23 protein-coding genes, 4 tRNA genes and 1 other RNA gene are annotated in these 24,954 nt (G+C 71.1%); 14 read left to right on the forward strand and 14 right to left on the reverse strand.

Annotation, left to right across the window (positions count from 1 at the left end):
- Nucleotides 1–28: 28 nt before the first annotated feature.
- From purL to purS, 3 genes are read right to left on the reverse strand one after another with little or no spacing between them, the layout of a single operon-like run.
- Nucleotides 29–2,278, reverse strand: a complete 2,250-nt coding sequence (gene purL / locus ACQPWZ_RS17290) for a phosphoribosylformylglycinamidine synthase subunit PurL (protein WP_340473960.1) — start codon at nt 2,276–2,278, stop codon at nt 29–31.
- A complete protein-coding gene (purQ, locus tag ACQPWZ_RS17295; RefSeq protein ID WP_340473961.1) occupies nt 2,275–2,955 on the reverse strand; it encodes a phosphoribosylformylglycinamidine synthase subunit PurQ in 681 nt (226 codons plus the stop codon). Before purQ ends, purL begins: the two co-directional genes overlap by 4 nt.
- Complete coding sequence (gene purS, locus ACQPWZ_RS17300) at nt 2,952–3,197, reverse strand: phosphoribosylformylglycinamidine synthase subunit PurS (protein ID WP_340473962.1); 246 nt, start codon at nt 3,195–3,197, stop codon at nt 2,952–2,954. Before purS ends, purQ begins: the two co-directional genes overlap by 4 nt.
- A 292-nt stretch (nt 3,198–3,489) precedes the next feature.
- Here purS and ACQPWZ_RS17305 point away from each other — a divergent pair, with 292 nt between their 5' ends.
- The 8 genes from ACQPWZ_RS17305 (at nt 3,490) to ACQPWZ_RS17340 (ending at nt 7,927) form a co-directional block, all read left to right on the forward strand.
- A complete protein-coding gene (locus tag ACQPWZ_RS17305) occupies nt 3,490–3,825 on the forward strand; it encodes a histone-like nucleoid-structuring protein Lsr2 (protein ID WP_313945460.1) in 336 nt (111 codons plus the stop codon).
- Nucleotides 3,826–3,936: 111 nt separating this feature from the next.
- A tRNA-Gly gene (locus ACQPWZ_RS17310) sits at nt 3,937–4,008 on the forward strand.
- Nucleotides 4,009–4,086: 78 nt separating this feature from the next.
- Nucleotides 4,087–4,159 (forward strand) — tRNA-Gly (locus tag ACQPWZ_RS17315).
- 152 nt (nt 4,160–4,311) lie between these two features.
- Entirely contained in the window at nt 4,312–5,229 is a 918-nt protein-coding gene (locus tag ACQPWZ_RS17320) for an ABC transporter ATP-binding protein (RefSeq protein WP_433571784.1), read from the forward strand.
- Nucleotide 5,230: 1 nt separating this feature from the next.
- Nucleotides 5,231–5,995: an ABC transporter permease gene (locus tag ACQPWZ_RS17325; protein WP_433571785.1), complete on the forward strand. Its 765-nt coding sequence runs from the start codon at nt 5,231–5,233 to the stop codon at nt 5,993–5,995.
- 14 nt (nt 5,996–6,009) lie between these two features.
- A complete protein-coding gene (locus tag ACQPWZ_RS17330; RefSeq protein WP_433571786.1) occupies nt 6,010–7,227 on the forward strand; it encodes a sensor histidine kinase in 1,218 nt (405 codons plus the stop codon).
- Entirely contained in the window at nt 7,224–7,832 is a 609-nt protein-coding gene (locus ACQPWZ_RS17335; RefSeq protein ID WP_340473965.1) for a response regulator transcription factor, read from the forward strand. Before ACQPWZ_RS17330 ends, ACQPWZ_RS17335 begins: the two co-directional genes overlap by 4 nt.
- Nucleotides 7,833–7,854: 22 nt before the next feature.
- Nucleotides 7,855–7,927, forward strand: a tRNA-Gly gene (locus tag ACQPWZ_RS17340).
- A gap of 95 nt (nt 7,928–8,022) precedes the next feature.
- Here ACQPWZ_RS17340 and ACQPWZ_RS17345 read toward each other — a convergent pair.
- The 6 genes from ACQPWZ_RS17345 to ffs all read right to left on the reverse strand — a co-directional run bounded on the left by ACQPWZ_RS17345 (nt 8,023) and on the right by ffs (nt 16,564).
- Entirely contained in the window at nt 8,023–8,922 is a 900-nt protein-coding gene (locus tag ACQPWZ_RS17345) for a phosphoribosylaminoimidazolesuccinocarboxamide synthase (protein ID WP_433571787.1), read from the reverse strand.
- A 69-nt stretch (nt 8,923–8,991) separates the two neighbouring features.
- Nucleotides 8,992–10,449, reverse strand: coding sequence for a N,N-dimethylformamidase beta subunit family domain-containing protein (locus ACQPWZ_RS17350; protein WP_340473967.1), 1,458 nt, complete (start codon nt 10,447–10,449; stop codon nt 8,992–8,994).
- Nucleotides 10,450–10,650: 201 nt separating this feature from the next.
- Nucleotides 10,651–12,285, reverse strand: coding sequence for a hypothetical protein (locus ACQPWZ_RS17355; protein ID WP_433571788.1), 1,635 nt, complete (start codon nt 12,283–12,285; stop codon nt 10,651–10,653).
- A gap of 429 nt (nt 12,286–12,714) precedes the next feature.
- The gene (gene purD, locus ACQPWZ_RS17360) at nt 12,715–13,965 is read right to left on the reverse strand and encodes a phosphoribosylamine--glycine ligase (RefSeq protein WP_405570949.1); all 1,251 of its coding nucleotides are present in this window, start codon (nt 13,963–13,965) and stop codon (nt 12,715–12,717) included.
- A gap of 60 nt (nt 13,966–14,025) precedes the next feature.
- Nucleotides 14,026–16,323 carry a DNA polymerase III subunit gamma and tau gene (locus tag ACQPWZ_RS17365; RefSeq protein ID WP_433571789.1) on the reverse strand — a complete coding sequence of 766 codons (2,298 nt, stop codon included), beginning with the start codon at nt 16,321–16,323 and terminating at the stop codon, nt 14,026–14,028.
- A 146-nt stretch (nt 16,324–16,469) separates the two neighbouring features.
- Nucleotides 16,470–16,564: signal recognition particle sRNA small type (ffs, locus tag ACQPWZ_RS17370), an RNA gene on the reverse strand.
- A gap of 98 nt (nt 16,565–16,662) precedes the next feature.
- On the opposite strand from ffs, the gene ACQPWZ_RS17375 reads away from it, so the two are divergent.
- Nucleotides 16,663–16,750, forward strand: a tRNA-Ser gene (locus ACQPWZ_RS17375).
- A gap of 222 nt (nt 16,751–16,972) precedes the next feature.
- On the opposite strand, the gene ACQPWZ_RS17380 is transcribed toward ACQPWZ_RS17375, so the two are convergent.
- Nucleotides 16,973–18,175 carry an NAD(P)/FAD-dependent oxidoreductase gene (locus ACQPWZ_RS17380; RefSeq protein WP_433571790.1) on the reverse strand — a complete coding sequence of 401 codons (1,203 nt, stop codon included), beginning with the start codon at nt 18,173–18,175 and terminating at the stop codon, nt 16,973–16,975.
- A gap of 93 nt (nt 18,176–18,268) precedes the next feature.
- Nucleotides 18,269–19,213, reverse strand: coding sequence for an RNA polymerase sigma-70 factor (locus tag ACQPWZ_RS17385; protein WP_356704161.1), 945 nt, complete (start codon nt 19,211–19,213; stop codon nt 18,269–18,271).
- Nucleotides 19,214–19,478: 265 nt separating this feature from the next.
- On the opposite strand from ACQPWZ_RS17385, the gene ACQPWZ_RS17390 reads away from it, so the two are divergent.
- Nucleotides 19,479–20,078, forward strand: a complete 600-nt coding sequence (locus ACQPWZ_RS17390) for a dihydrofolate reductase family protein (RefSeq protein ID WP_340473976.1) — start codon at nt 19,479–19,481, stop codon at nt 20,076–20,078.
- Nucleotides 20,079–20,259: 181 nt separating this feature from the next.
- On the forward strand, nt 20,260–20,838 hold the full coding sequence (locus tag ACQPWZ_RS17395; RefSeq protein ID WP_433571791.1) for a pyridoxamine 5'-phosphate oxidase family protein: 579 nt from the start codon (nt 20,260–20,262) through the stop codon (nt 20,836–20,838).
- 26 nt (nt 20,839–20,864) lie between these two features.
- Here the strand turns inward: ACQPWZ_RS17395 and ACQPWZ_RS17400 are convergent, their stop codons facing one another.
- Complete coding sequence (locus ACQPWZ_RS17400) at nt 20,865–21,239, reverse strand: DUF2267 domain-containing protein (RefSeq protein ID WP_340473978.1); 375 nt, start codon at nt 21,237–21,239, stop codon at nt 20,865–20,867.
- Between the two features lie 343 nt (nt 21,240–21,582).
- Between ACQPWZ_RS17400 and ACQPWZ_RS17405 the strand changes: the two genes are divergently transcribed.
- Nucleotides 21,583–21,909 carry a carboxymuconolactone decarboxylase family protein gene (locus tag ACQPWZ_RS17405; RefSeq protein ID WP_327682613.1) on the forward strand — a complete coding sequence of 109 codons (327 nt, stop codon included), beginning with the start codon at nt 21,583–21,585 and terminating at the stop codon, nt 21,907–21,909.
- A gap of 102 nt (nt 21,910–22,011) precedes the next feature.
- Here the strand turns inward: ACQPWZ_RS17405 and ACQPWZ_RS17410 are convergent, their stop codons facing one another.
- Nucleotides 22,012–22,290 carry a GlsB/YeaQ/YmgE family stress response membrane protein gene (locus ACQPWZ_RS17410; RefSeq protein ID WP_340473979.1) on the reverse strand — a complete coding sequence of 93 codons (279 nt, stop codon included), beginning with the start codon at nt 22,288–22,290 and terminating at the stop codon, nt 22,012–22,014.
- Nucleotides 22,291–22,737: 447 nt separating this feature from the next.
- Between ACQPWZ_RS17410 and ACQPWZ_RS17415 the strand changes: the two genes are divergently transcribed.
- Nucleotides 22,738–23,328 carry a sigma-70 family RNA polymerase sigma factor gene (locus ACQPWZ_RS17415; protein ID WP_433571792.1) on the forward strand — a complete coding sequence of 197 codons (591 nt, stop codon included), beginning with the start codon at nt 22,738–22,740 and terminating at the stop codon, nt 23,326–23,328.
- Nucleotides 23,325–24,065 (forward strand): anti-sigma factor, encoded by a 741-nt coding sequence (locus ACQPWZ_RS17420; RefSeq protein WP_433571793.1) that lies wholly within the window; start codon nt 23,325–23,327, stop codon nt 24,063–24,065. The genes ACQPWZ_RS17415 and ACQPWZ_RS17420 overlap by 4 nt, the downstream gene beginning before the upstream one ends.
- Before the next feature lie 198 nt (nt 24,066–24,263).
- On the opposite strand, the gene ACQPWZ_RS17425 is transcribed toward ACQPWZ_RS17420, so the two are convergent.
- Nucleotides 24,264–24,911, reverse strand: coding sequence for a fasciclin domain-containing protein (locus tag ACQPWZ_RS17425; RefSeq protein WP_433571794.1), 648 nt, complete (start codon nt 24,909–24,911; stop codon nt 24,264–24,266).
- Nucleotides 24,912–24,954 lie beyond the last annotated feature (43 nt).

Consider the following 24,954-nt stretch of genomic DNA (forward strand, 5'->3'; position numbering starts at 1 on the left):
GGGGGCAGGGGCTCAGCGGATGCTGTGGTCAGACCAGCAGACCCGGGATCGTCTCCTCGTGCGCCGTGCGCAGCTCGCTCAGCGCGATGCCGAACTCGCCCTGAACCTCGATCTCGTCACCGTCCACGACACCGATACGGGTCACCGGCAGGCCCCGCGCACCGCACATGTCGGTGAAACGGAGCTCCTCGCTGCGCGGCACCGAGACGACCGCGCGCCCCGCCGACTCGCTGAACAGGAAGGTGAAGGCGTCCAGACCGTCGGGAACGACCAGCCGCGCACCCGTCCGGCCGCGCAGGCAGGACTCGACGACCGCCTGGATCAGACCGCCGTCGGACAGGTCGTGCGCCGCGTCGATCATGCCGTCGCGGGAGGCCGAGATCAGTATCTCGCCGAGCAGCTTCTCGCGGTCCAGGTCCACGGCCGGCGGCATCCCGCCGAGGTGGTCGTGGACGACCTGCGACCAGGCAGAGCCGCCGAACTCCTCCTTCGTGTCCCCGAGGAGGTACAGCAGCTGCCCCTCCTCCGCGAACGCGATGGGCGTACGGCGCGTGACGTCGTCGATCACACCGAGCACGGCCACGACCGGCGTCGGGTGGATCGCCGTCTCACCGGTCTGGTTGTAGAGCGACACATTGCCGCCCGTGACCGGGGTGCCGAGCTGGAGGCAGCCGTCCGCGAGACCACGGGTGGCCTCGGCGAACTGCCACATGACGGCCGGGTCCTCGGGCGAACCGAAGTTCAGGCAGTCGGAGATGGCGAGCGGCTTGGCGCCGGAGGCGGCGACATTGCGGTACGCCTCCGCCAGCGCGAGCTGCGCACCCGTGTACGGGTCGAGCTTGGCGTACCGGCCGTTGCCGTCGGTCGCCATGGCCACGCCCAGGTTCGACTCCTCGTCGATCCGGACCATGCCCGCGTCCTCGGGCTGCGCCAGGACGGTGTTGCCCTGCACGAAGCGGTCGTACTGGTCGGTGATCCAGGCCTTCGAGGCCTGGTTCGGCGACGCGACCAGCCGCAGGACCTGCTCGCGCAGCTCCTGCGAGGTCGACGGACGCGGCAGCTTGCCCGCGTCGTCGGCCTGGAGGGCGTCCTGCCACTCGGGACGGGCGTACGGCCGGTGGTAGACCGGGCCGTCGTGCGCCACGGACCGCGGCGGTACGTCCACGATCTGCTCGCCGTGCCAGAAGATCTCCAGCCGCTCGCCCTCGGTCACCTCACCGATGACGGTGGCGATGACGTCCCACTTCTCGCAGATCTCCAGGAAGCGGTCGACCTTGTCCGGCTCGACCACCGCGCACATGCGCTCCTGCGACTCGCTCATGAGGATCTCCTCGGGCGAGAGCGAGGAGTCGCGCAGCGGCACGGTGTCGAGCTCGACCCGCATGCCGCCGGAGCCGGCGCTCGCCAGCTCACTGGTGGCGCAGGACAGCCCGGCGCCGCCGAGGTCCTGGATGCCGGCGACGAGGTGCTCGCGGAAGATCTCCAGGGTGCACTCGATGAGGAGCTTCTCCTGGAAGGGGTCGCCGACCTGGACGGCGGGGCGCTTGGCGGGTCCGGTCGCGTCGAAGGTCTCGGACGCGAGGACCGAGACACCGCCGATGCCGTCGCCGCCGGTACGGGCGCCGTAGAGGATGACCTTGTTGCCGGGCCCCGAGGCCTGCGCGAGGTGGATGTCCTCGTGCTTCATCACACCGATGCAGCCGGCGTTGACCAGCGGGTTGCCCTGGTAGCAGGAGTCGAAGACGACCTCGCCGCCGATGTTGGGCAGGCCCAGACAGTTTCCGTAGCCGCCGATGCCCGCGACGACACCGGGCAGCACCCGCTTGGTGTCGGGGTGGTCGGCTGCGCCGAAGCGCAGCGGGTCGACGACGGCCACGGGGCGCGCGCCCATCGCGAGGATGTCGCGGACGATGCCGCCGACACCGGTGGCAGCGCCCTGGTAGGGCTCGATGTAGCTGGGGTGATTGTGCGACTCGACCTTGAAGGTGACCGCGTACCCCTGGCCGACGTCGACGACGCCGGCGTTCTCGCCGATGCCGACGAGCATGGCGTCGTTCTCGGGGACCTTCTCACCGAACTGCTTGAGATGGACCTTGCTGGACTTGTACGAGCAGTGCTCCGACCACATGACGGAGTACATCGCGAGCTCGGCGCCGGTGGGACGGCGGCCGAGGATCTCGTTGATCCGCGCGTACTCGTCCTGCTTCAGGCCCAGTTCGGCCCAGGGCTGGTCGACGTCCGGCGTCTCGGTGGCGTGCTTGACGGTGTCGAGGGTCATACGGTGACCAGCTTCTTGATGATCGAGGTGAAGAACGCGAGGCCGTCGGTGCGGCCGGTGCCGACCAGCGGCTCGACAGCGTGCTCGGGGTGCGGCATCAGGCCGACGACATTGCCCTCGGCATTGGTGATGCCGGCGATGTCACGGAGCGAGCCGTTCGGATTCCCGTCGAGGTAGCGGAAGGCCACCCGGCCCTCGGCCTCGAGCTCGTCGAGGACCCGCTCGGCGGCCACGTAACGGCCGTCGATGTTCTTCAGCGGTACGGAGATCTCCTGGCCCGCCTCGTAGTCGGCGGTCCACGCGGTCGTCGCGTTCTCCACCCGGAGCTTCTGGTCGCGGCAGATGAAGTGGAGGTGGTTGTTGCGCAGCATCGCGCCCGGCAGCAGATGCGACTCGGTGAGGATCTGGAAGCCGTTGCAGATACCGAGGACCGGCAGTCCCGCCCTGGCCTGCTCGATGAGCGTCTCCATCACCGGCGAGAACCGGGAGATGGCTCCGGCGCGCAGATAGTCCCCGTAGGAGAATCCTCCGGCGAGGACCACGGCGTCGACCTGCTTGAGGTCCTTGTCGCGGTGCCAGAGGGAGACGGGCTCGGCACCGGCGAGACGCACGGCACGCAGGCTGTCCCGGTCGTCGAGCGTTCCGGGGAAAGTGACGACTCCGATGCGAGCTGTCACGACTCCACCTTTACGACGAAGTCCTCGATGACGGTGTTGGCGAGGAACGTTTCGGCCATCTCGTGGATGCGGGCGAGGGCGGCGTCGTCGACCGGCCCCTCCACCTCCAGCTCGAAACGCTTTCCCTGACGTACGTCCGCGATGCCGTCGAATCCGAGACGGGGCAGTGCGCGCTGAACTGCCTGTCCCTGGGGGTCGAGGATCTCGGACTTGAGCATGACGTCGACTACGACGCGTGCCACGGGCACTCCCGGTGGTGTGTTGCGAGGGCGGTTCCCTCAGCGTACCCGGCCAGAAAATCTACTCGCGTAGATATCCGGAGAACATCCTGGGTAACGCACGGAGAAAATCCAGGAAAAATATCCCGCCCGGCATTGCTCCAGACACGCGCATGTAATTGAGTGGGCTTCACAATGTGTCGTCGGCCGCTGTACAAAGGAATACAGAGGAAAGCAGCTTTGCCCCTCGGCAGCCGGAAAGTCGGTGGCACCGCATGTCAGAACGGGTGACACCGCAGGGAAAGGACCGATATCCGTGGCTCAGCGAGTAGTGGTCGCGCTCTTCGACGACATCGACGGCGGAGAAGCGGCGGAAACGGTCACGTTCGCCCTGGACGGGAAGTCGTACGAGATCGACCTCAATCCCGCCAATGCAAAGAAACTGCGCAAGGCGCTGGCCCCGTACGTCGCGGCCGGCCGGAAGCAGAGAGACGCCGGCAGACGCGGCCGGGCCCGCACCGCCTACACGCACACCTCGCTCGAGCCGGCGCCGGCCGCCGTACGGGCGTGGGCGCAGTCCAACAAGATGGACGTGCCCGCGCGCGGACGCATCCCGAAGGCGGTCTACGAGGCGTTCCGCGAGGCGAGTTGAGCACCGCGCGCCGGACCGCGCGCGGTCCGAGTTGCACAGCACCCCTGCTGTTCGGCTAGAGTCTGGAGCACGCCGAGGGGCGAGGCCGCAAGGCCCCACCTCACGCAGCGTGCGGGTGTAGTTCAGTAGTAGAACATCCCCCTTCCAGGGGGAAGGCGCAGTGTGCAATTCCTGTCACCCGCTCTCATCGCTTTACCGTCCTCTCACGGGGATCGGGTAAGGTGATGCGGCACCGCCCAGTGAGAGCTGAGCGGGAGCAATGCGGACGTAGCTCAGTTGGTAGAGCGCAACCTTGCCAAGGTTGAGGTCGCCAGTTCGAACCTGGTCGTCCGCTCCGGAATGAAGGCCCTGGTCATCGACCAGGGCCTTCGTCGTTTCCCGTACGCCCGGCGGTCCCGGACCGCCTGCCGCGCCCATGACATTTGTCATCGGGGCCGATGACAGGGCGCACTGCTCGTGGGCCCGTCCGGGCGGAAGCCTTGAGACATGACCACAGACGACCACGTGATCAGGGCCGAGCAGGTCCGGCGCTCCTACGCCGGGGGCTTCGAGGCCGTGAGCGGGATCTCCTTCTCCGTCCCGCGCGGCGAGATCTTCGCGCTGCTCGGGACGAACGGCGCCGGCAAGACCTCCACCGTCGAACTGCTCGAAGGACTCGCCCGGCCGACCGGCGGGACCGTACAGGTCCTCGGCCACGACCCGTACCGCGACCGCACCGCTGTCCGGCCCAGGATCGGGGTCATGCTCCAGGAAGGCGGCTTCCCCTCCGATCTCACGGTCGCCGAGACCGCCCGCATGTGGGCCGGTTGCACCACCGGAGCGCGGCCCGTCCCGGAAGCCCTGGAACTCGTCGGGCTCGGGATGCGGGCCGGCGTCCGCGTCAAGCAGCTCTCGGGCGGTGAGCGGCGGCGGCTGGATCTGGCGCTGGCGCTGCTCGGACGGCCCGAGGTGCTCTTCCTCGACGAGCCGACGACCGGCCTGGACGCCGAAGGGCGGCGCGACACCTGGGAGTTGGTGCGCGCCCTGCGGGAGGGCGGCACCACCGTGCTGCTGACCACGCACTATCTGGAGGAGGCCGAGTCGCTGGCCGACCGGCTGGCGATCATGCACCGGGGGCGGATCGTGACCGGCGGCACCCCCGCCGAGGTGACGGCGTCCCGGCCCGCCAGGATCCGCTTCCTGCTCCCCGAGGGCTTCCCGGCCGGACGGCTGCCGCTGTCGCTCCAGGCCGGCGCCATGGGCCGCCGCGTCGAGATCCGTACGCACGACCTCCAGGACGACCTCGGCGAACTGCTGCGCTGGGCACGGGAGTCGGACGTACGCCTCGAATCGCTCGACGCCCGCTCCGCCTCCCTCGAAGACGCCTTCCTCGACATCGCGCAGACCGAAACGGCAGGGGTGTGACATGAGCGCCACCACCCGCAGGCTCAATGCGCTCGGGCGCGCCGAGCTGACCCTCCTCGTACGCAACCGGACCACGCTCTTCGTGGCCCTGCTGATGCCCCCGGCGATGATCATGCTGATGGCGTCGACGCTGGACGGCATGGACCTCGGCCCGGCCGGGATGAGCATCGGCGAGGCGACGATGACCGGCGGGATCGGCATGGTGCTGATCCTCGTCGTCCATCTCAACCTCGTCTCGGCCTATGTGGCCCGGCGCGAGGAACTGGTGCTCAAGCGGCTGCGCACCGGAGAGGTGCCGGACCACGAGATCCTGACCGGGACCGCGCTGCCCGCCGTCGGGCTCGCACTCGCGCAGTGCCTGCTCATCGTGATCGCCGGCATGGCCCTGCTGGACCTCGGGGCGCCCCGGCGGCCCGACCTGCTCGTCGCCGGCATCCTGCTGGGGACACTGCTGATGGCCGCCCTCGCCGCCGCCACCTCCGCGTTCACCCGGACCGTCGAGAGCTCGCAGATCACCACGATGCCGATGTTCCTGATCTCCCTGCCGGGCTCCGGCCTGCTGTTTCCGCTGGACGTCCTGCCGGACAAGATCGCCTCGGTCTGTGAACTGCTGCCACTCACCGGAGCGATGACGCTCGTACGGGCGGGCTGGCTCGGCGACACCGGCTCCGGGGAACTGCTGGGCGCCGCCGTGACCGCACTGGCCTGGGTCGTGGTCTCGGTGTTCGCTGTGCAACGGTGGTTCCGCTGGGAACCCCGCCGCTGACCTCGGGAGTACGTGTGCCGGTGAAGGCATGGAGCAAACGCAGCGGTCTGGCCAAGGTGGACCTCTACACCCGCGGCACCGTGCATCTGATCGTCTGGATCGGCCCTCTCGGGCTGGCGCTGCTGCTGATGACCAGGCCCGTGCGCCAGGGCGGGCAGACGCCGGTCCAGCTGGCCACGCTGCTCTGCTGCGTCGTGGCGGGCGTGCTGTGCGGCCGTCTCGTGCGGCATGCGATGGACGTCTATCTGGGCAAGGGGCAGATGCCCCCGCGGCTGCTGGGCCAGGCCGCCGCCGCGACGGCCGCCACGGCCTGCGGGGTGGCCGTGCTGGCGTACACCGTCGATCTCCAAGGGCTGCTGCCCACCATGCTGGCGTCGGCGGTCGTCCCCTTTCTGACCGTCCACAGTCTGCTCGTGCCCAACCGGGTCTCGGTCGTCGTCCAGCTCGGTGTGCTCCTCGCCGTGGCCGGACTGCTCGCGGCGACCGGCAGCTCGGTTCAGGAGATGCTCATCGTCCTCCCTGCCTTCGCCTTCAGCACCGGGTGGATGGCCTTCACCGCGCGGGCGTCGATGTGGGTACTGGCGGTGATGTGGGAGCTGCGGGAGGCGCGGGACGTCCAGGCGCGGCTCGCGGTCGCCGAGGAGCGGCTGCGCTTCGGCCGCGATCTGCACGACGTCCTGGGCCGCAATCTCGCCGTCATCGCGCTGAAGAGCGAACTGGCGGTCCAGCTGGCCCGGCGCGAGCGGCCGGAGGCGGTCGACCAGATGACGGAGGTCCAGCGCATCGCGCAGGAGTCGCAGCGGGAGGTACGGGACGTGGTGCGCGGCTATCGCGAGGCGGATCTGCGCGTCGAACTGGAAGGGGCGCGGGGCGTGTTGGCGGCCGCCGGCATCGCCTGCACCGTGACCGCCGGGGACACGGTCCTGCCCGGCGACGTGCAGTCCGCGCTCGGCTGGGTGGTCCGGGAGGCCACCACCAACGTGCTGCGGCACGGGGACGCCCGGCGTTGCACGATCGCGGTGGACACGGCGGACGACAGCGTCGTCCTCGTCGTCGAGAACGACGGAGCGGGTGCCCCGGTGTCCGCCGCCCCGGGCTCGGGCCTGACCGGTCTGCGGGAGCGGCTGTCCGCGGTGGCGGGCGCCCTGGAGGCGGGGCCGGTGGACGGCGGACGGTTCCGGCTGACGGCCCGGGTACCGCTGGCACGAGCTGACCTGAGGGAGGCGGTGTGACCGTACGCGTACTGCTCGCCGACGACGAGCATCTGATCCGCGGGGCGCTCGCCGCGCTCCTCGCGCTGGAGGAGGACCTCGTGGTCGTCGCCGAGGCCGCCTCGGGCTCGGAGGCGCTGGCCATGGCGCTGGCGCACCGGCCCGACGTCGCGGTCCTCGACCTCCAGATGCCGGGCGCCGACGGTGTGAGTGTGGCCACATCGCTGCGGGCCGAACTGCCCATGTGCCGGACGATGATCGTCACCAGCCACGGTCTGCCGGGACATCTGAAAAGGGCGCTGACAGCGGGTGTGCGGGGCTTTGTCCCGAAGACGCTGAGTGCCCAGCGGCTCGCGGAGATCATTCGTACCGTGCACGCCGGAAACCGTTATGTGGACCCGGAGTTGGCGGCCGACGCGATCTCCGCCGGGGACTCGCCGCTGACCGCCCGGGAGGCGGAAGTACTGACGCTCGCGGCAGACGGCTCACCGGTCGCGGAGATCGCGGAACGGGCCTCCCTGTCACAGGGGACCGTGCGGAACTATCTGTCGTCGGCGGCCTCGAAGCTGGGTGCGGAGAACCGGCATACGGCAGTCCGTCTCGCACGCGAGCGAGGTTGGGTATAGTGGGCTCCGCGCCACGGCGCATGCGGACGTAGCTCAGTTGGTAGAGCGCAACCTTGCCAAGGTTGAGGTCGCCAGTTCGAACCTGGTCGTCCGCTCGGAAAGAAGGCCCCGGTCCTCAGGACCGGGGCCTTCTTCGTGTCTCCGTGGGCCGGTGCCTCTGCGGGCCGCGTGTCTCCGCGGCCCGCGGGCGCTACGACCAGCTGGTGCCCGTCAGCAGCTCGTAGGCCTCCAGGTACTTGGCGCGCGTCGCCTCCACGACCTCCTGCGGGAGCGCGGGCGGCGGCTGCTCACTCCGGCGGTCCCAGCCGGACGCGGGCGAGGTCAGCCAGTCCCGGACGTACTGCTTGTCGTACGAGGGCTGGGCGCGGCCCGGCTCCCAGGTGGCCGCCGGCCAGAACCGCGAGGAGTCGGGGGTCAGCACCTCGTCCGCGATGACGAGGTTCTCGCCGTCGAATCCGAACTCGAACTTGGTGTCCGCGAGGATGATGCCGCGCTCCCGGGCGATGTCACGGGCCCGGCCGTAGACGGCCAGGGTCGCCTGCCGCAGCTCGGCCGCGGTCTCGGCGCCGACCTGGCGGGCGACCTCCTCGTAGCTGACGTTCTCGTCGTGGTCGCCGACGGCCGCCTTGGTGGCGGGCGTGAAGATCGGGGCCGGGAGCTCCGATCCGTCGGTGAGGCCCTCGGGAAGCGCGAGGCCGCAGACCGTACGGGACTCCTTGTACTCGGCGAGGCCGGAGCCGGTGAGATAGCCGCGGGCGACGCACTCGACCGGGACCATCCGCAGGGACTTGCACACCAGGGTGCGGCCCGCCCAGTCGGCGGGGGCGCCCTCGGGCAGCTCCGTGCTCAGGACGTGGTGGGGGACGAGGTCGGAGAGCCGCTCGAACCACCACAGCGAGAGCCGTGTGAGCACCCGGCCCTTGTCGGGGATCTCGGTGGGCAGCACCCAGTCGTAGGCGGAGATACGGTCGCTGGCGACCATCACGAGGTCGCCCGCCTCGTTCCGGTACAGCTCGCGCACCTTGCCGGTGTGCAGATGCACCAGGCCCGGCACCTGAAGCGGTTCGGGCTTTTCGACGAATCCGGACACGGTTCCTCCCCGTATATCTGTCCCAGCGGTCCGATTCTCCCGCATACGGAGGGCGGTCTTCGACACGGGTCAGTCCCGCTTGCAGATCCGGTCCAGCAGATTGGCCGTCGCACGCTGCACACGCGTGTCCCGGTGGCCCGGCCGGTCCAGCGCCGGTGACCAGGCGAAAGTCCCGGACGCGAAGACGAGGGCACCGGACGGAGCGCGGTACAGGGAGGTCTCCTGATGGCGGACCACCCCCTCGCTGTCCCGGTACGGGGAGTGCGCGAGCAGGATGCGGCGCCGGTGGTCGGGGAGCGCGGTGCGCGGGAAGTAACGGTCCGCCTCACCGGCGACCAGACCGGCGAGCTCGTCGCCCTCACCTGCGCCGGTCGCCTCCCACAGCCAGTGGTCCGCGTTCCGGACGACGAGGGGATGCGGCTCGGGGACACGGCCCGCGTACTGGATGCCGAGCAGCTGCTGCTCCGCCCGGTCCACCTCGCGCCACAGGGCCGGTTTGCCGGGCCCGCGGCGCTTGCGGCAGGTGAGCAGACGGTCGGGCACCCCGGAGGGCGAGGGGCCGAGCTCGACCTGCCAGTACATGGTGTTGGCGGAGAGGAAGACGAGCGAGGTGCCGTGGTCGCGGGCACGCTCGGTCGTGCGGCGCATGGGCGCCGACCAGTACTCGTCGTGGCCCGGAAAGACCAGGCCGCGGTAGCGGGTCGGATCGATGCGGCCGGCGTGCAGATCGCGGGTGTCGGCGTAGGCGAGGTCGTAGCCGTACCGCTCGGCCCAGCGGATGAAGTCGTAGGCATGACCGACGTGCAGGGGCAGGCCGGCGCCTGCGTACGGCCGGTCGAACGAGACCGTCACGGCGGCGTCCTGCTCACCGAGGAGCCGGCCCTCCTCGTCCCAGGCGTGGTAGAGACTCGCGCCGGTACGGCCGTCCTCGGGATAGAGGTTGTACGCCTGCCAGGTGATGTCCGGCAGGAGCAGCAGCAGGTCCGCGGGGTGGTCGTCGCGGACGGTGAAGGGGATGTGGGAGCGGTAGCCGTCGAGGGTGGTCAGCACGGCGACATAGGCGCCGACCGACCAGTACGAGGGGATCTGCAGCCGCCAGGAGAGCCACCAGTGGTGGCAGGAGACGGTGCGGTCCGCGGCGAGCGGCGGCGGCTGGACGATGCCGGAGAGCCGGGGACTGGTGGTGATCTTGGCGGCGCCGTCGCCCGCGTAGTGCCCGATGCGATAGACGTCGACCGAGAACTGCTGCGGGGGATCGACGGTGATGTGGAAGTCGAGCGCCTCGCCCGGCGCCGCTGCGCCGGTGGACGTGAACCCCTTGATCTGGCGGTGGACGTCGTCGGCCGTGCGGGGGCCGCGGGCGCTTCTGCCCCGGTCCGGGTCGGCGTACCACGGCACGACCTGACCGGTGTCGTCGAAGTAGTGCTCGCTGCCGCGGAGCCACGGGAGCGGCCCCTGACCGAACGGGTCCGAGACGGCGTGGGCGAGAGCGCCTGATTCCCACCGCCTGATCTGCTCCGCCCCCATGCCGCACCCTCCCTCGATGCCCCAGGACAACTGTGGAGGCGCCGAGTTCGTTCAGCGCCGGTCCCAGCACATCACATAACGCACGCGCACCGTCACCCTTCGTCGCTAATTGTTGCGGCAGTGAGCTATTGACGAGAGCGGGCGGTTGCCCGGTGCAGGGCGGGCCCGGTGGAGCGGGCGGTTGCCCGGCCGGGGCCGGCGTCAGACAAGGCGGACCGGTTTCTCCGGGCGGACGCCGAGCGTGCGGATCCAGGTGCGCAGCGGGGCCGCGTCACCGTCCTCGGTCAGGCTGAGCACCCGGGTCGTGAGGTCTCCGCAGCGTTCGCCGCGGATCAGCAGCGCCGGTCCGTCGAGCCAGTCGAGGCCGGGGACGGCGCCCGCGGTGTCGACCGCGGCGCAGCAGACCATCGCGGTCACGTGGTCGGCGAGCAGCTCACGCCCCGTCCGGGGCGGCTGGAGCGGGAAGAGCGGCAGGGGGTCAGCGGCCCAGCCGGCCAGCGTGTCCCCGGGACTCTTGGCGACCGGCAGCGCCGCCTCCTCCTCGCGGGCCACATGGGCGGTGATCCCGGCCGCGAGATGGTCGCCGGTGTCCGTTCCGCGCCCGGACAGATGCTCCATCACGCGGTCCAGCGTCGGCCCGTCCGGACCGGTCGACTGCGGTACGCCGAGCTCGTCCAGGACCCGGTGCAGCCGGGCCGCCTCCGTACGCCACTTACGGTCGACGACCTCTTCCGGGTACTGCTGCCAGTCCACCGGGGACCAGTCGGGGCTCGTCTTCGCGGGACCGCCGTGGAAGAGACGGGCCGCCAGCAGGGAGGCGGCCTCGTCGATGGCGCCCGGCTCCTCGAGCAGATCGCAGGCGGGGCGCTCGCCCAGCCGGGAGGTGAAGCCTTCGGCGAGACGGTCGCGGCGGGACAGTTCGGTGAGGGCCGAGACGACGCCCGCGTCGAGACGGGCCGGCCAGCGGCCCATGCGCCACGCCGGCAGCGCCACCCGGGTCAGCAGCCGGTCCCAGCCCGCGTAGGCGAGGCCGACCTGCTCCTGGGCGACGATCCGCAGGCCGTAGTCCACAGCCTGTGCGCGCTCGGACGCCGCAACGGCGACCCCGCGCTCCATCTCGGCCGCGTGGCTCTGACAGCTGTGCAGCATCAGCCGGGCGACCCTGCCGACGAAGCCGAGCGCCGCGGCACGTATCGCACCCCGGCCGGGACTCGCGCCGACCGCGACCGCCGCGTCCAGGCCCCGGACGAACCTGCGGGCCGCGGCTATGTCGGGCTGCGCAGAGGGGCCGGTACCGGCGACCACCGGTGCCAGCAGGGCCCGCAGCTCGGCGACCCGCATCCACCACAGGAAGGGCGACCCGATGACGAGCACGGGCGCCTGAGTCGTACGCCGGCGGCGCGCTCCGGGTATCGCGTGGGCCGGGTGCGTACGGTCCTCGAGCCAGCTGTCGCAGTCCGGGGTGAGGGCCAGCGCGGAGGGCGCAGGCACGCCGAGACGGTCGGCCAGGTCCCTGACCAGCCGGTACAGATCGGGTGCGGCCCGCTCGGACAGCTCCACCGTGGGGCTGAGCGCGGGCGAGGCCCGCACGATCACGGCCGCGACCACCGCGACCACCACCAGGACAACCACAGCGAAGATCCCCACGGCCCAGCGGGCCGTGCTCCAGGCTTCGCCGCTCATATGGCCGGACACACCGCCCGCGAAGAGCACGACGGCGACGGCCGCGGGCAGCAGGCCGACGGCCAGGGCCCTGCCGCGGGTGCGCAGCACGGCCAGTGCGCGCGAACGCGCGGCCTGGGCCCCGATCGACTCACCGATACCGGTATCGGACACGATCGGTTCTCACCCCCTCTGCCCTGCGACGGTGTAGGTCACTCACCCACTGTGGCACCCGCCAGTGACATCGCAATGCCGGTGGGCCAAGTGCCGGAACGCTTGCGCCGCACCATAGTTGGGGCTTCGGCGGGCGTCATCCGGATGGCTCAGCCGTCACTCGATGGAATGGCTCTGGGCATAGGTGATGACGGAATCGCGGGGCTGGGGGTTCACTCCTGCGCGGGCTTGCGTGGAGGGGGGTGCCTCTGCGTGGAGGCGCCCCCGGCTGTCGTGCGCGGGGGCACCTGGCGTCCGGGCCGTACGGAGGGGCCCGCCGGGGGGGTTGCTCCTCGGCTGGCTTGCGGGGCCTGTTCGACGGCCTGGCTCGCCCGGGGGTCCCGGCGGCCATGCAGAGCGCCTGTCGGCGGCCCGCCTTCGCTCGGGGGTCTACTCCTCCGCGACCTTGCGGGCGATGTCGGTCCGGTGCTGCGAACCGTCCAGCCGGATCCGGCCCACCGCGGCGTAGGCGCGTTCCCGTGCCTCGTGGAGGTCCTTCCCGGTCGCGGTGACCGAGAGCACCCGGCCACCGGCGCTCACGACGGCGTCACCGTCGTGCCGGGTCCCGGCGTGCAGGACGTACGCGTGCGGCGCATCCTTCGCCGCGACCTCGTCCAGGCCCTCGATCGGGTCGCCGGTGCGCGGGGTGTCCGGGTAGTTGTGCGAGGCGACGACCACCGTCACGGCGGCCTCGTCGCGCCAGCGCAGCGGCGGCTGGAGGTCGAGGGTGCCGTCGGCGGCGTGCAGCAGCAGTCCGCCGAGCGGTGTCTTCAGCCGGGCGAGGACCACCTGGGTCTCGGGGTCGCCGAAGCGCGCGTTGAACTCGATGACGCGGACGCCGCGCGAGGTGATCGCCAGGCCCGCGTACAGCAGTCCGGAGAACGGCGTACCGCGGCGGCGCAGTTCGTCGACGGTCGGCTGGAGGACCGTCTCCATGACCTCGTCGACCAGCTTGGGGTCGGCCCACGGCAGTGGCGAGTACGCACCCATGCCGCCGGTGTTGGGGCCTTCGTCGCCGTCGAGGGCGCGCTTGAAGTCCTGCGCGGGGCTGAGCGGCACGACGGTCCGGCCGTCGGTGATCGCGAAGAGCGAGACCTCGGGTCCGTCGAGGAACTCCTCGATCACCACCCGGCCGCAGGCCAGCGCGTGCTCACGAGCCGCACCGAGGTCGTGGGTGACCACGACGCCCTTGCCGGCGGCGAGGCCGTCGTCCTTCACGACGTACGGGGCACCGAAGGCGTCGAGCGCCTCGTCGATCTCCTCGGGCGTCGTACAGACATAACTGCGGGCCGTGGGCACCGCGGCGGCCGCCATGACGGCTTTGGCGAAGGCCTTGGATCCCTCCAGCTCGGCGGCCTCACGGGAGGGGCCGAAGCAGGGGATGCCCGCCGCGCGCACGGCGTCGGCGACGCCCGCGACCAGCGGGGCCTCCGGACCGACGACGACGAGCCCGGCAGCCAGTTCGGTGGCGAGCCGGGCCACGGCCGCGCCGTCCATGGCGTCGACCGGGTGCAGCTCGGCGACCTCGCCGATGCCGGCGTTTCCGGGCGCGCAGTGCACAGCGGTGACGTCGGGGTCGAGTGAGAGAGAGCGGCACAGGGCGTGTTCGCGGGCGCCGCCGCCGATGACGAGGACCTTCACGGCAGCCAGCCTAACCGCCGTGCGCAGCTCGTCCTGTACGGGCCTCCGAAGGACGGGGCCCTATTCGTTCGTGTATTCCTCCACGACCGTGGCTCCCAGCTCGCGCACGATCAGGTCGTGACCGGAGAGTGCGGAGTCGACCAGGTCGGGGTCGTCGTCCTCGGGCACGTCGTCCTCGATACGGACGGACGGCGAGGTGTGTGCGGGCGCGGAGGTGTGCGAGGGCTCGGGGGCGGCCGCGGCCCGGGGCGGGCGGGGCGGGGCCTGCGCGGGCTGCGGCGCAGGGGCGGGCGCGGCCGCGGAAGCCTGCGGGGCGGAGCTCTGGGGGGCGAAACCGGACTGCGGGGGCCGGCCGCCGCCGAACCCGCCACCGGAGGACGGCGGGGTGCCGCCGCCGGGACCGCCCGGGCCCGGACCACCGGAGCCACCCGGACCGCCGACGCCACCCGAGGGGTCGACGATCGCCTCGACCTTCCACTGCACGTTGAACTGCTCGGAGAGCGCCTGCCGCAGCACCTCTTCGCTGCCGCTGCTCGCGAAGTTGTCGCGGGCGCCGGCGTTGATGAAGCCGAGCTGGAGGGTGGTGCCGTCGAACCCGGCCACCTGCGCGTTCTGGCTGAGCAGGATCCAGGTGAAGCGCCGCCGGTTCTTCACGGCCTCCAGGATGTCCGGCCACATGTTCCGCACCTGGCCGGCGCCCTGGGCCATGCCGGCCGTGGGGCCGGGGGCGGATTCCTGAGCCGGGGCCTGCGCCGCGGGGGCCGGCCGGGAGGCGGCGGGCGGGGTGCCGCCCTGGCCCGGGGCGGAGGCGGTGGGCCAGCCGCCGGGCCGGCGCGGGGCCTCGGGCGAGGGCGCGGAATCGGGTGCTGAGCCGGAGGCGGGAGCGGGCGCCGGGGCGGAACCGGACGCGGGGGCCGCTGCGGTGGGCCAGGCGCCGGGGCGGGATCCGGTGGCCTGCTGCGGATCCGCGGGCGCGGCGTACTCCTCCGGTGCCGGGGCGGACTGGGCGGCGGCCGGCGGCGCGGTGTTCGGTGCGGAGGGCGGCTGAGCGGCCGGCGGTGCGTCCGGCACGGGCCCGCGGGCCGCCGCACGCGCCGCGGCCGGGCCACTGCCGGCAGGCTCGTGGCCGGGCATGTGCGCCTGCGCGTCCGGCCCCGGGATGTAGCCCATGGCGGGCCCGGGACCGGCCGCCGAGAAGGTCGCGCCGCGCTCCAGCCGGTCCAGCCGGGCCTGCATCGAACGCTCGTCGTCGTACGCGGCGGGCAGCAGCACCCGCGCGCAGATCAGCTCCAGTTGAAGCCGGGGCGAGTTCGCTCCCCGCATCTCGGTCAGCCCGGTGTTGACGAGATCGGCCGCCCGGCTCAGCTCGGCCGCCCCGAAGACGGACGCCTGTGCCTGCATCCGCTCGACGACATCGACCGGGGCATCGATGAGGCCCTTCTCGGCGGCGTCCGGCACGGCGGCCAGGATCACCAGGTCGCGCAGCCGCTCCAGGAGGTCGGCGACGAAGCGGCGCGGGTCGTTGCCGCCCTCGATGACCTGGTCCACGACCTCGAAGGCCGCGGCCCCGTCGCCCGAGGCGAAGGCCTCCACGACCGCGTCGAGCAGCGACCCGTCGGTGTATCCGAGGAGTCCGGTGGCCATGGCGTACGTCACGCCTTCCTCGGCCGCACCGGCGAGAAGCTGGTCCATCACGGACATCGAGTCACGCACGGACCCGGCACCGGCCCGGACGACCAGCGGCAGCACACCGTCCGCGACGGGGATCTGCTCCTTGCCGCACACCTCTCCGAGGTAGTCGCGCAGCGTCCCGGGGGGCACCAGACGGAACGGGTAGTGGTGCGTACGCGACCGGATCGTGCCGATGACCTTCTCCGGCTCGGTGGTCGCGAAGATGAACTTGAGATGCTCCGGGGGCTCCTCGACCACCTTCAGCAGAGCGTTGAAGCCCTGCGGGGTGACCATGTGGGCCTCGTCGATGATGTAGATCTTGTAACGACTGCCGGCGGGACCGAAGAAGGCCTTCTCGCGCAGATCGCGGGCGTCGTCCACACCACCGTGCGAAGCGGCGTCGATCTCGATGACGTCGATCGACCCCGGCCCGTTCCTCGCGAGATCGCGGCAGGACTGGCACTCGCCGCAGGGGGTCGGCGTCGGCCCCTGCTCACAGTTGAGACAGCGCGCGAGGATGCGCGCACTGGTCGTCTTGCCGCAACCGCGCGGACCACTGAACAGGTACGCGTGATTGACCCGGTTGTTCCGCAGCGCCTGCTGCAGCGGGTCAGTGACATGCTCCTGCCCGATGACCTCGGCGAACGACTCGGGGCGGTAGCGGCGGTACAGCGCAAGGGACGACACGTCTACGAGGTTATCGGGGTGCACTGACAACCGTCGCCGCCCCTGCGCGGCCGCCCGCGGGCCGCCGAGATCGTTCCCGTCCGCACGGCCGACGATCACGCACTCACCGGCGACGCCCACATCCGGAAGGCGGACACCCCGGAACGCAAAACGCCCCTCACGCACCCGCCAGAGCCAACCTACCCTTGCTGCCTTCCGGCCCTGGGGGAGTTCAGTCAGATAGCGCCACGTGAGGGGCTGCGCCCAGGTTACCCGATGACGACCGGTGCTCGATCCCCCGGGCCGGGCCCCCGGGAACAGGTTCGCGAGCACTCCTCAACGTCTTGTATTGTTTGCGGCGGAGGATTCGCCTAGTGGCCTAGGGCGCACGCTTGGAAAGCGTGTTGGGGGCAACCCCTCACGAGTTCGAATCTCGTATCCTCCGCCATTGCTCTCACCGGGCAATACGTCGAAGGGCCCCACCGCAAGGTGGGGCCCTTCGGCGTTGACCGTCTCAGTTGCCCGTCTCAGCCGACCTGCTGCGGCTCCCGGAGCATGTCGCCGCGGTGTGACGAGCGTCATGCAGGCGGCCGTCCCGGACCCCTGCGTCCCGCAGCAGCCGCTTCCACCAACTCACCCCGCCTCGCCCCTGAAGCGGTGCAGGCGTGCGTCACGACGCCGTGACCGGCTCGCCCGCTCCCGTCGGCTGCGGCAGTACGCGGCGGGGCCGGGCCGGGAGGCCGAGGAGGGGGTTGGCCACTCCCCAGGCCGCGCCCTTGCAGACCAGTTCCTTGTAGACCGCGGCGAGCCGGCCGGTCAGGGCCGCGTTGACCGAGCGGTCGTCGGCGGTGACGTACTGGATCAGGCCTTCCCTGCGGCCCAGCGAGATGCACTGGTTGAAGTAGCGAAGCGGCGTCTTCGGAAGCTTGCGGCCGGTCATGCGTGCCGCGATGGCGTCGGCGGCCTGCCATGCCATGGGGGTGCCCGTGGCGCACGACATCCGCAGCGGCTTGTCGGCGGGGCCCATCGCCATGGCCGCGTCGCCGACCGCGTACACGTCCGGGTGCGAGACCGAGCGCATGGTCCCGTCGACCACGATCTGGCCCGCTTCCGTGACCTCCAGGGCGGTGGCCTCCGCGATGGGGTGGACCGCGAAGCCCGTGGTCCACACGGTGACCGCGGCCGGGACGGCCGTGCCGTCGGCGGTGGTGACGCGGTCGGCCTCGACGCCGGTGACGGCGGCGTGCTCGTGCACGGTGATGCCGAGCTTGCCGAAGACCTTCCGCAGGTGGGCGCGGCCCTTGGGCGAGAGCCAGTCGCCGAGTTCGCCGCGGGCGGCGAGGGCGACGTCGAGGTCCGGGCGGGCCTCGGCGATCTCGGTCGCGGCCTCCACGCCGGTGAGGCCGCCGCCGACGACGACCACGGTCTCGCCCGCGTCCAGCCGGGCCAGGCGCTCGCGCAGCCGGAGGGCTCCCGGACGGCTGGCGATCTGGTGGGCGTACTCCTCGGTGCCGGGCACGCCCTGGTCGTTCCAGGCGCTGCCGAGGGCGTAGACCAGGGTGTCGTACGACAGTTCCTCGGCCGCGCCGTCGCCGTTCGCGCCGACCACGGCGACGGTCTTGCGGTCGACGTCGACGCCGGTGACCTTCGCGAGCTTCAGTTCGACACCGGTGCCGGCGAACATCTCGCTGAACGGCCGGGCCTTGAGGTCCTGGCCGACCGCCAGCTGGTGGTTGCGGACCCGCTCGACGAAGTCGGACTCGGCGTTGACGAGGGTGACGGCGACGTCCTCGCGGTGCAGTCGCCTGGCGAGTCGCCCGGCGGCGATGGCTCCGCTGTACCCGGCTCCGAGAACGATGATGCGGTGCTGCATGTCAGGGCTCCTGTCTCGCACGGTTTCGCCCCTTGAACCGGGCAGCCCGCCGATTCCTGACAGGAACCGGATGTGAAGCAGGTCACATCGGGATCAGAAGGCCGTGAACAGGGGTTCCCCGTGGTCGGTGGCCGCCCACCGCCGGGTCGCACGGTCGAGCTTGTCGGGGTTGACCTGGTTGCGGAACGCGGTGATGCCGTCGGCGCCGACCTCCACGCACATGATGCCGACCACCCGGCCGTCGACGACCGCCACGACAGCGGGGACGCCATTGGCGGTCGCGGCGTAGACCCCGGGCGAGCCACCGATCAGGTTGCGCTTGGCCTTGCTCGGCTTGAACAGGCCCCGCATGAACTTCGCGACCGCGAGCGCGCCCTCGAACGGAGTGGCCTTGGCCGGGATCTTTCCGCCGCCGTCGCCGACCGACACGGCGTCCTTGGTCAGCATCTTCACGAGCAGATCCGTCTGCCCGCTGGTGGCGGCCGCGAGGAACTCCTCGACGATCCGCCGGGCGGCGTCCTCGTCGATCTCTGTACGGGACGTGCCGTGCGCGACGTGCTTCTTGGCGCGGTGGAAGATCTGCTGGCAGGCGGCCTCGGTGAGGTCGAGGATCTCGGCGATCTCCCGGTGCGGGTAGTCGAAGGCCGTGCGAAGCACGTACACCGCCCGCTCGTTGGGAGTCAGGCGTTCCAGCAGGGTGAGGACCGCGTACGAGACCGATTCGCGCTGCTCGGCGGTGTCCGCCGGGCCGAGCATCGGGTCTCCGGCGAGCAGCGGCTCGGGGAGCCACTGCCCCACATAGGTCTCGCGGCGTGCGCGGGCCGAGGTGAGCTCGTTGAGGCACAGGTTGGTGAGGACCTTCGTCAGCCAGGCCTCGGGGACCTCGATGCGGTCCACGTCGGCGGCCTGCCAGCGCAGGAACGTGTCCTGCACGGCGTCCTCGGCCTCGCTCGCGGAGCCGAGGAGGCGGTAGGCGATGGCCTCCAGGCGCGGCCTGGAGGCCTCGAACCGGTCGACGGCGTTCCTGGTCAGGGCCATGGCCCGGATCCTAACTCCCGCCGTGCCCGCAGGCCGCTGCATTCCGCGGCGAACCGGCCACCCGCCGGACCCCCGACGGCCGACCCGGCGCCCGGCCCCCGACGACTGACCGCCGACGGCTGACCGTCGCGGCGGGCCCCAACCGCTGAGCGTCGCGGACCCGAACCGCTGACCGTCGCGGCGGCCGATGACTTCGGTGGGGCAGCACAGTCAGTACTGGGCAGGACCGGGCGGGAAGCGGAGCCACGGACGAGGGAGAGCCGGGATGGGCAAGGCAGTGATGTACGCGGTGGTCTCACTGGACGGTTTCATGGCCGACGACAAGGACGAGGTCGGCCCGCTCTTCGACTGGTACGGCAACGGAGACGTCACCTGGTCTTTCCCCGGCGGAAGCGGCGAGAGCCGGACCACGCAGGCGTCGGCCGACTTCATGCTCACCCAGTACCGGGACGTCGGCTGCATCGTCATGGGCCGGCGTCTGTTCGACCTGACGAACGGCTGGAACGGCGTGCCCGTCGCGGGTGAGCACGTCTTCGTGGTCACCCACGAACCACCGGCGGACTGGGAGCATGCCGGCACGGCGCCGTTCACGTTCGTCGACAGTGTCGAGGCGGCCATCGACGCGGCGCAGGAGTTCGCCGGCGACCGGCTCGTCGACGTGGCCGGCGGCCAGATCGGAGGCCAGGCACTGCGGCTCGGTCTCCTCGACCAGGTCGTCGTCAATCTCGTGCCGGTGGTGTTCGGTTCGGGCCGCCCGTTCTTCGCGACCGGTGCGCTGGACGACCCGATCCTGTTCGACAACCCGTCGCAGATCGTCCGCGGGGACCGCGTGACGCACCTCGTGTTCGACGTCGCCAAGAGGTGAGTGCACGCGCGGAGGTGAGTGCACTCGCGGAGGCGAGTCCGACGGGATGACGCGCGTGCCACGCGGCAGAGTTCTGCCGAGCGGACCGGCCGTGCGAAAGAAGACCACCGTGCGGAAAGAAGACCACCGTGCGAAAGAAGACCGGCCCGCCGCAAGAGATCGGAATCGAGGAGGACATCCCATGACACGGATCGAGCCGATCACCGAGGTGATTCCTCGCCGGGGCAGGGGCACACAACCCGACGGCGACGCGGAACTTCCCCCGGCCGACTGGGAGATGGTGTCGGGTGAGCTGCGGAAGGGTTCCGCCACGTCCTGGCTGGCGACCGTGGGCCGCGACGGGTCACCGCACGTCCGGCCGGTGTTCGCGGCGTGGACGGGGTCGTCCTTCGTCGTCGCCTCGAAGCACGACGCGGTCAAGAGCCGGAACATGCGCGCGGACGGACGTGCCACGATCACCACCGACATCGGATTCCTGCATGTCGTGGTGGAGGGACTGGCCCAGCGGGTGACCGACCGCGAGCGGTTGCAGTTGGCATCGCGGACGATGCAGGAGGTGTTCGCCTGGCCGACGGAGGTCGTCGGCGAGGAACTCGACGCCCGAGTACGGGGCGCCCACCTCCGGAGGGCCGCCGTACGGGGTCTACGAGATGCATCCGCGGAAGGCGTTCGGATTCCCGATGCAGGACACCTTCGAGCCCACGCGGTGGAGTTTTCCTCCCCGTTGAGCGTGACAGCGGGGCGCGCCCCCGGCAGATGACGCGAAGGGAAATCGGTCGGCGACGGTCAGTCGGCGATCGGCTGGGAGAAGTCGGATCCGAGCTGCGACATCAGATGCCCGAACTCCTTCTCACTGATCGCCTCGCGAAGGGTGCCGAGCACCGCACGGACGCCGCTGTCGGCCTCGTCCGTCCTGAGCACATTGCGCTCGGCCACACGCCGCACGGTCTCCGCGTAGTCGAAAACCTCGATCTGGGCGGTGGCACCGCGTCGGACCGACTCCGCCAGACCGTCGGGGAGCTCCGGCATCAGGTTCCGGTTCTCACCGGAACTCAGCCGATGGGCCAGCGTCTCCAGCGTCGCGCGGGTCAGATCGGCCGACTCCTGTCGCGACAGGCCCGTGCGCTCCGAGACCGCCTGGATGAATGCCCTCTCTTCCACGCGCTGTCTCCTTTGCCGGCGTGCCGGTGCCGCTGCCCCTCCCGTTCGACGAAGGTGGCGCGGCCCTGGAATCCAGCCTGACACGCGGCTGCCTGGCCCGCGCGGGCTGGGAGCTGCACCCCGGCGGCCGGGCCCCGCCGCGGCGTATCACGTGCCATGCGCAAGGCGCGGATGGGTTCTAGGGTTGAAGGGAATCCCGACGCTCGCGCCCAGCGAATCCCCATCGGCATCGGACCGAATCCGACGTCGAATCCGACCCCGGACAGCGGACATCCGCTCCTTCCGCCGCGCTTTCCTCCGTCGGGACACACATTCACGGGACACACATTCAGGAGGGACAGAAATGTCCACTGCATCGGAAACCCCTGTCCTGGACACTCTCGCCGCCATGACGATCGATTCCGTCGAACGCTGCGGACTACCCCCGGACATGCTCCTGCTGACCCGCATCGCGGCCCTCGCAGCCTCCGACGCTCCGCCGATCTCCTACGCGGCCCATATCGACCCGGCTCTCAGGGCCGGTATCACCGCCGAACAGTTGCAGGACGTCCTGGTCGCCATCGCCCCCATCGTGGGCACGGCCCGCGTGATGACGGCGGCAGGGAACCTCACCGCCGCACTCGGCATCGCCATCGCCGTTGCCGACGCGGAGATCCAGGCCCAGGGCTGAGAGCGGACGCCCCCGGCCCGGGGCGTAGCAGGCCTTGTGCCCCGCACGGCGCGGCCCCCGCCCGAGAAGGGCGGGGGCCGCTTGCGCGTCCGCTGTGCGAGGTCAGGCGTGCCGGTGCGAGCGGCGGTTGCCCGTGACGAGGCGGTAGAGGACGAGCAGGATGAGCGAGCCCACGACGGCCGCGACCCACGTGGAGAGATCGAAGAAGCCGTCGATGGAGTCGACGCCGAAGATGACCTTGCCGAGCCAGCCTCCGAGAAGGCCGCCGGCGATGCCGATGAGCATCGTGATGATGATGCCGCCGGGGTCCTTGCCAGGCATCAGAGCCTTGGCGATCATGCCGGCGAGCAAACCGATGAGTATCCAGGCGATGATGCCCATGTGTGATCCCCTGCCCCTCGAAGTAATTCACTGTTCGATTACCGCGTGCGCCGAGAAAGGCGATTCAAACCTCGCCGACTCGTCAGCGGGCAAGGTGTCTCCGGTATCGCAGCCGGGTGCCCGGCAAGGCCCCGGCGGCCCCGGATCCGTACCGGCTCACGCTCCTCGGCCTGTAGCCGCCGCCGGTCGGCACCCGGCCGGACGGTGCGCGCTGCTCGCTTCTCGTACGGCTCTCGTACGGCGCCGGAGCCCCGCGCTGTCGCACATCGGCTGACCTGCGCGCTCGCGCCTCGCCCGCACGGACCTGCCCGGGACGCACTGGCCGTGCCGTGGACCAATCCCTCTGCGCTCCGGTGACGAACCAGTAATGACCAGTAGTGACATAGACAGCGAAAACGTCCCATGCGCCATCCACGGCACCATCGAGCAGGTCAGTGAGGAATCCAGGTGCAATCCGCCGACCGCGGACAGGAAACCGGGCAGCCGTCGACACAGCGCGATCTCGACGCGCTGATGATCCGGACAGCCCAAGGAGATCATGACGCGTTCGCCCGGGTGTACGACCTGGTCAGTGCGCCCGTCATGGGAATGGTGCGCCAGGTACTGCGGAATCCGGCCCAGTCCGAGGAGGTGACCCAGGACGTGCTCGTCGAGGTGTGGCGGACCGCGGCGCGGTTCGAGCCCGAACGCGGCAGCGCGAAGAACTGGATCATGACCCTGGCCCACCGCCGGGCGGTGGACCGGGTGCGGGCCGTGCAGGCGAGCGTCGACCGCGAATACAAGGCGGCGCTTCTGGACCGGACCACCCCCTTCGACGAGGTGACGGAACACGTCGAGACGCGTCTGGAGTGGCAGCAGGTCCGCCGCTGCGTACGGACTCTCACGGACATCCAGCGAGAGGCCGTGACCCTCGCCTACTACAAGGGGCTGACCTACAAGCAGGTGGCCGAGTCGCTCTCGCTCCCTCTGGGCACGGTCAAGACCCGGCTGAGGGACGGACTGATCCGCCTGCGCGACTGCCTGGGGGTGACGGCATGACCACGGCCGACCTGCACACGGCCACCGGCGCCTATGTGCTGCACGCACTGCCCGAGGACGAACGGGCGGCCTTCGAGACGCACCTGGCCGCCTGCGAGGCATGCCGGCAGGAGGTCGCCGAGCTCCGTGCCACGGCCGCCCGGCTGGGTCTGGCCGTCGCCGTCACGCCTCCCGACGCGATGAGGGACAGCGTTCTGCGGCGCACGGCGGGCACCCGTCAGGAGTTCAAGCTGCTGACGAGCGAACGGATGCGACGGCCCGCGCAGCGGCTCCCCCGCCTCGTCATGGCGGCCTGTGTGGCGGCCGCGGCGGCCTTCGGCGGTATCGCCGTGTGGCAGCACGAGGAGGCGGACAGCGCACGGACAGCGGCGCGTCAGGCCGAGCAACGGGAGGCGAGTGTCGCGGATGTGCTGGCGGCGCCCGACGCCCGCCTTCAGACGCGTGCACTGTCCGGCGGGGCCACCGCCACGGTCGCCGTCTCGCGCAGCGAGGACGCCGCGGCGCTGGTCGTCGCGGGACTGCCGGAACTGCCGGCGGACAAGGTGTACGAGGCCTGGTACGCCGGGAGCGGCAATCCCCGTCCGGCCGGACTGCTGCAGAGCGCCTCGGGCAGGCAACTCGCCCTGCTCGACGGACCGGTGGGCGACGCGACCGCCGTGGCGGTCACCGTCGAGCCGGCCGGGGGCTCTCCGCAGCCCACGACCGTGCCGCTCGGCGCGATCACCCTCCCCGCCTGAGCCGGGGGCCGGAACAACGAAACGCGGCGGGCACCGGGACAGTCCCGGTGCCCGCCGCGTGCGTACGGGTGGACGACGCCGGTCACCCGGTCTCACGCTCACGACCGGGCGTCCCCTGCCCCACCACAACGCGCCGGGGCGGCCCCCGCACGCAGGGGCCGCCCCGGTCGATTCCGCCTGCCCGGTGGGCAGTTGCCGCTACTTCGGCATCAGTACGGTGTCCACGATGTAGACCGTGGCGTTGGCGGTGGGCACATTGCCGCAGACCACGTTCGAGGCGTCGTTCACCTTGTACGCCTCACCCGAACCGGCCGTCGTGAGCTGGGTCTTCTCGAGGGTGGCGTAGGAACCGCTCTCGAGCTGCTGCGGAGTGAGCTTCTGGCCCACGACGTGGTAGGTCAGGATCTTGGTGAGCATGGCCTTGTCGGCGAGGACCTTGTCCAGGTCGGCCTTCGGGATCTTGGCGAAGGCGTCGTTGGTCGGCGCGAACACCGTGATGTTCTCGGCGTTGTTGAGCGTGTCGACCAGACCTGCCTTCTTCACCGCGGCCACCAGGGTGGACAGCGCCGGGTTGTTGGAGGCGGCGGTGGCGACCGGGTCCTTGGCCATGCCGTCGAAGCTGCCCGCCCCGTCCTTCGGCACCGACGCGCAGGCCGGGCCGAACGGACCGTCCGCCGTGGCGGCGTCGTCGGCGGGCATCGACTTCTCCGTCGACGGAGTCGCCGTGGACGCCTTGTCGGAGGCGGATCCGGAGCTGTCGTCGCCGCCGCAGGCGGTCAGGGTCAACGGCAGCGCCGCGGCGGCGGCCACGGCGACGGCGGCACGGCGGAAGCGAAGGGCGTTCATGATGTCTCCTTGAGTGTTCGCCTGGTGACGGTGTGTCACCGAC

Origin of the sequence: Streptomyces sp. CA-251247 (assembly GCF_050952975.1) — a bacterium.
GTDB classification, from domain to species: Bacteria; Actinomycetota; Actinomycetes; order Streptomycetales; family Streptomycetaceae; genus Streptomyces; species Streptomyces achmelvichensis.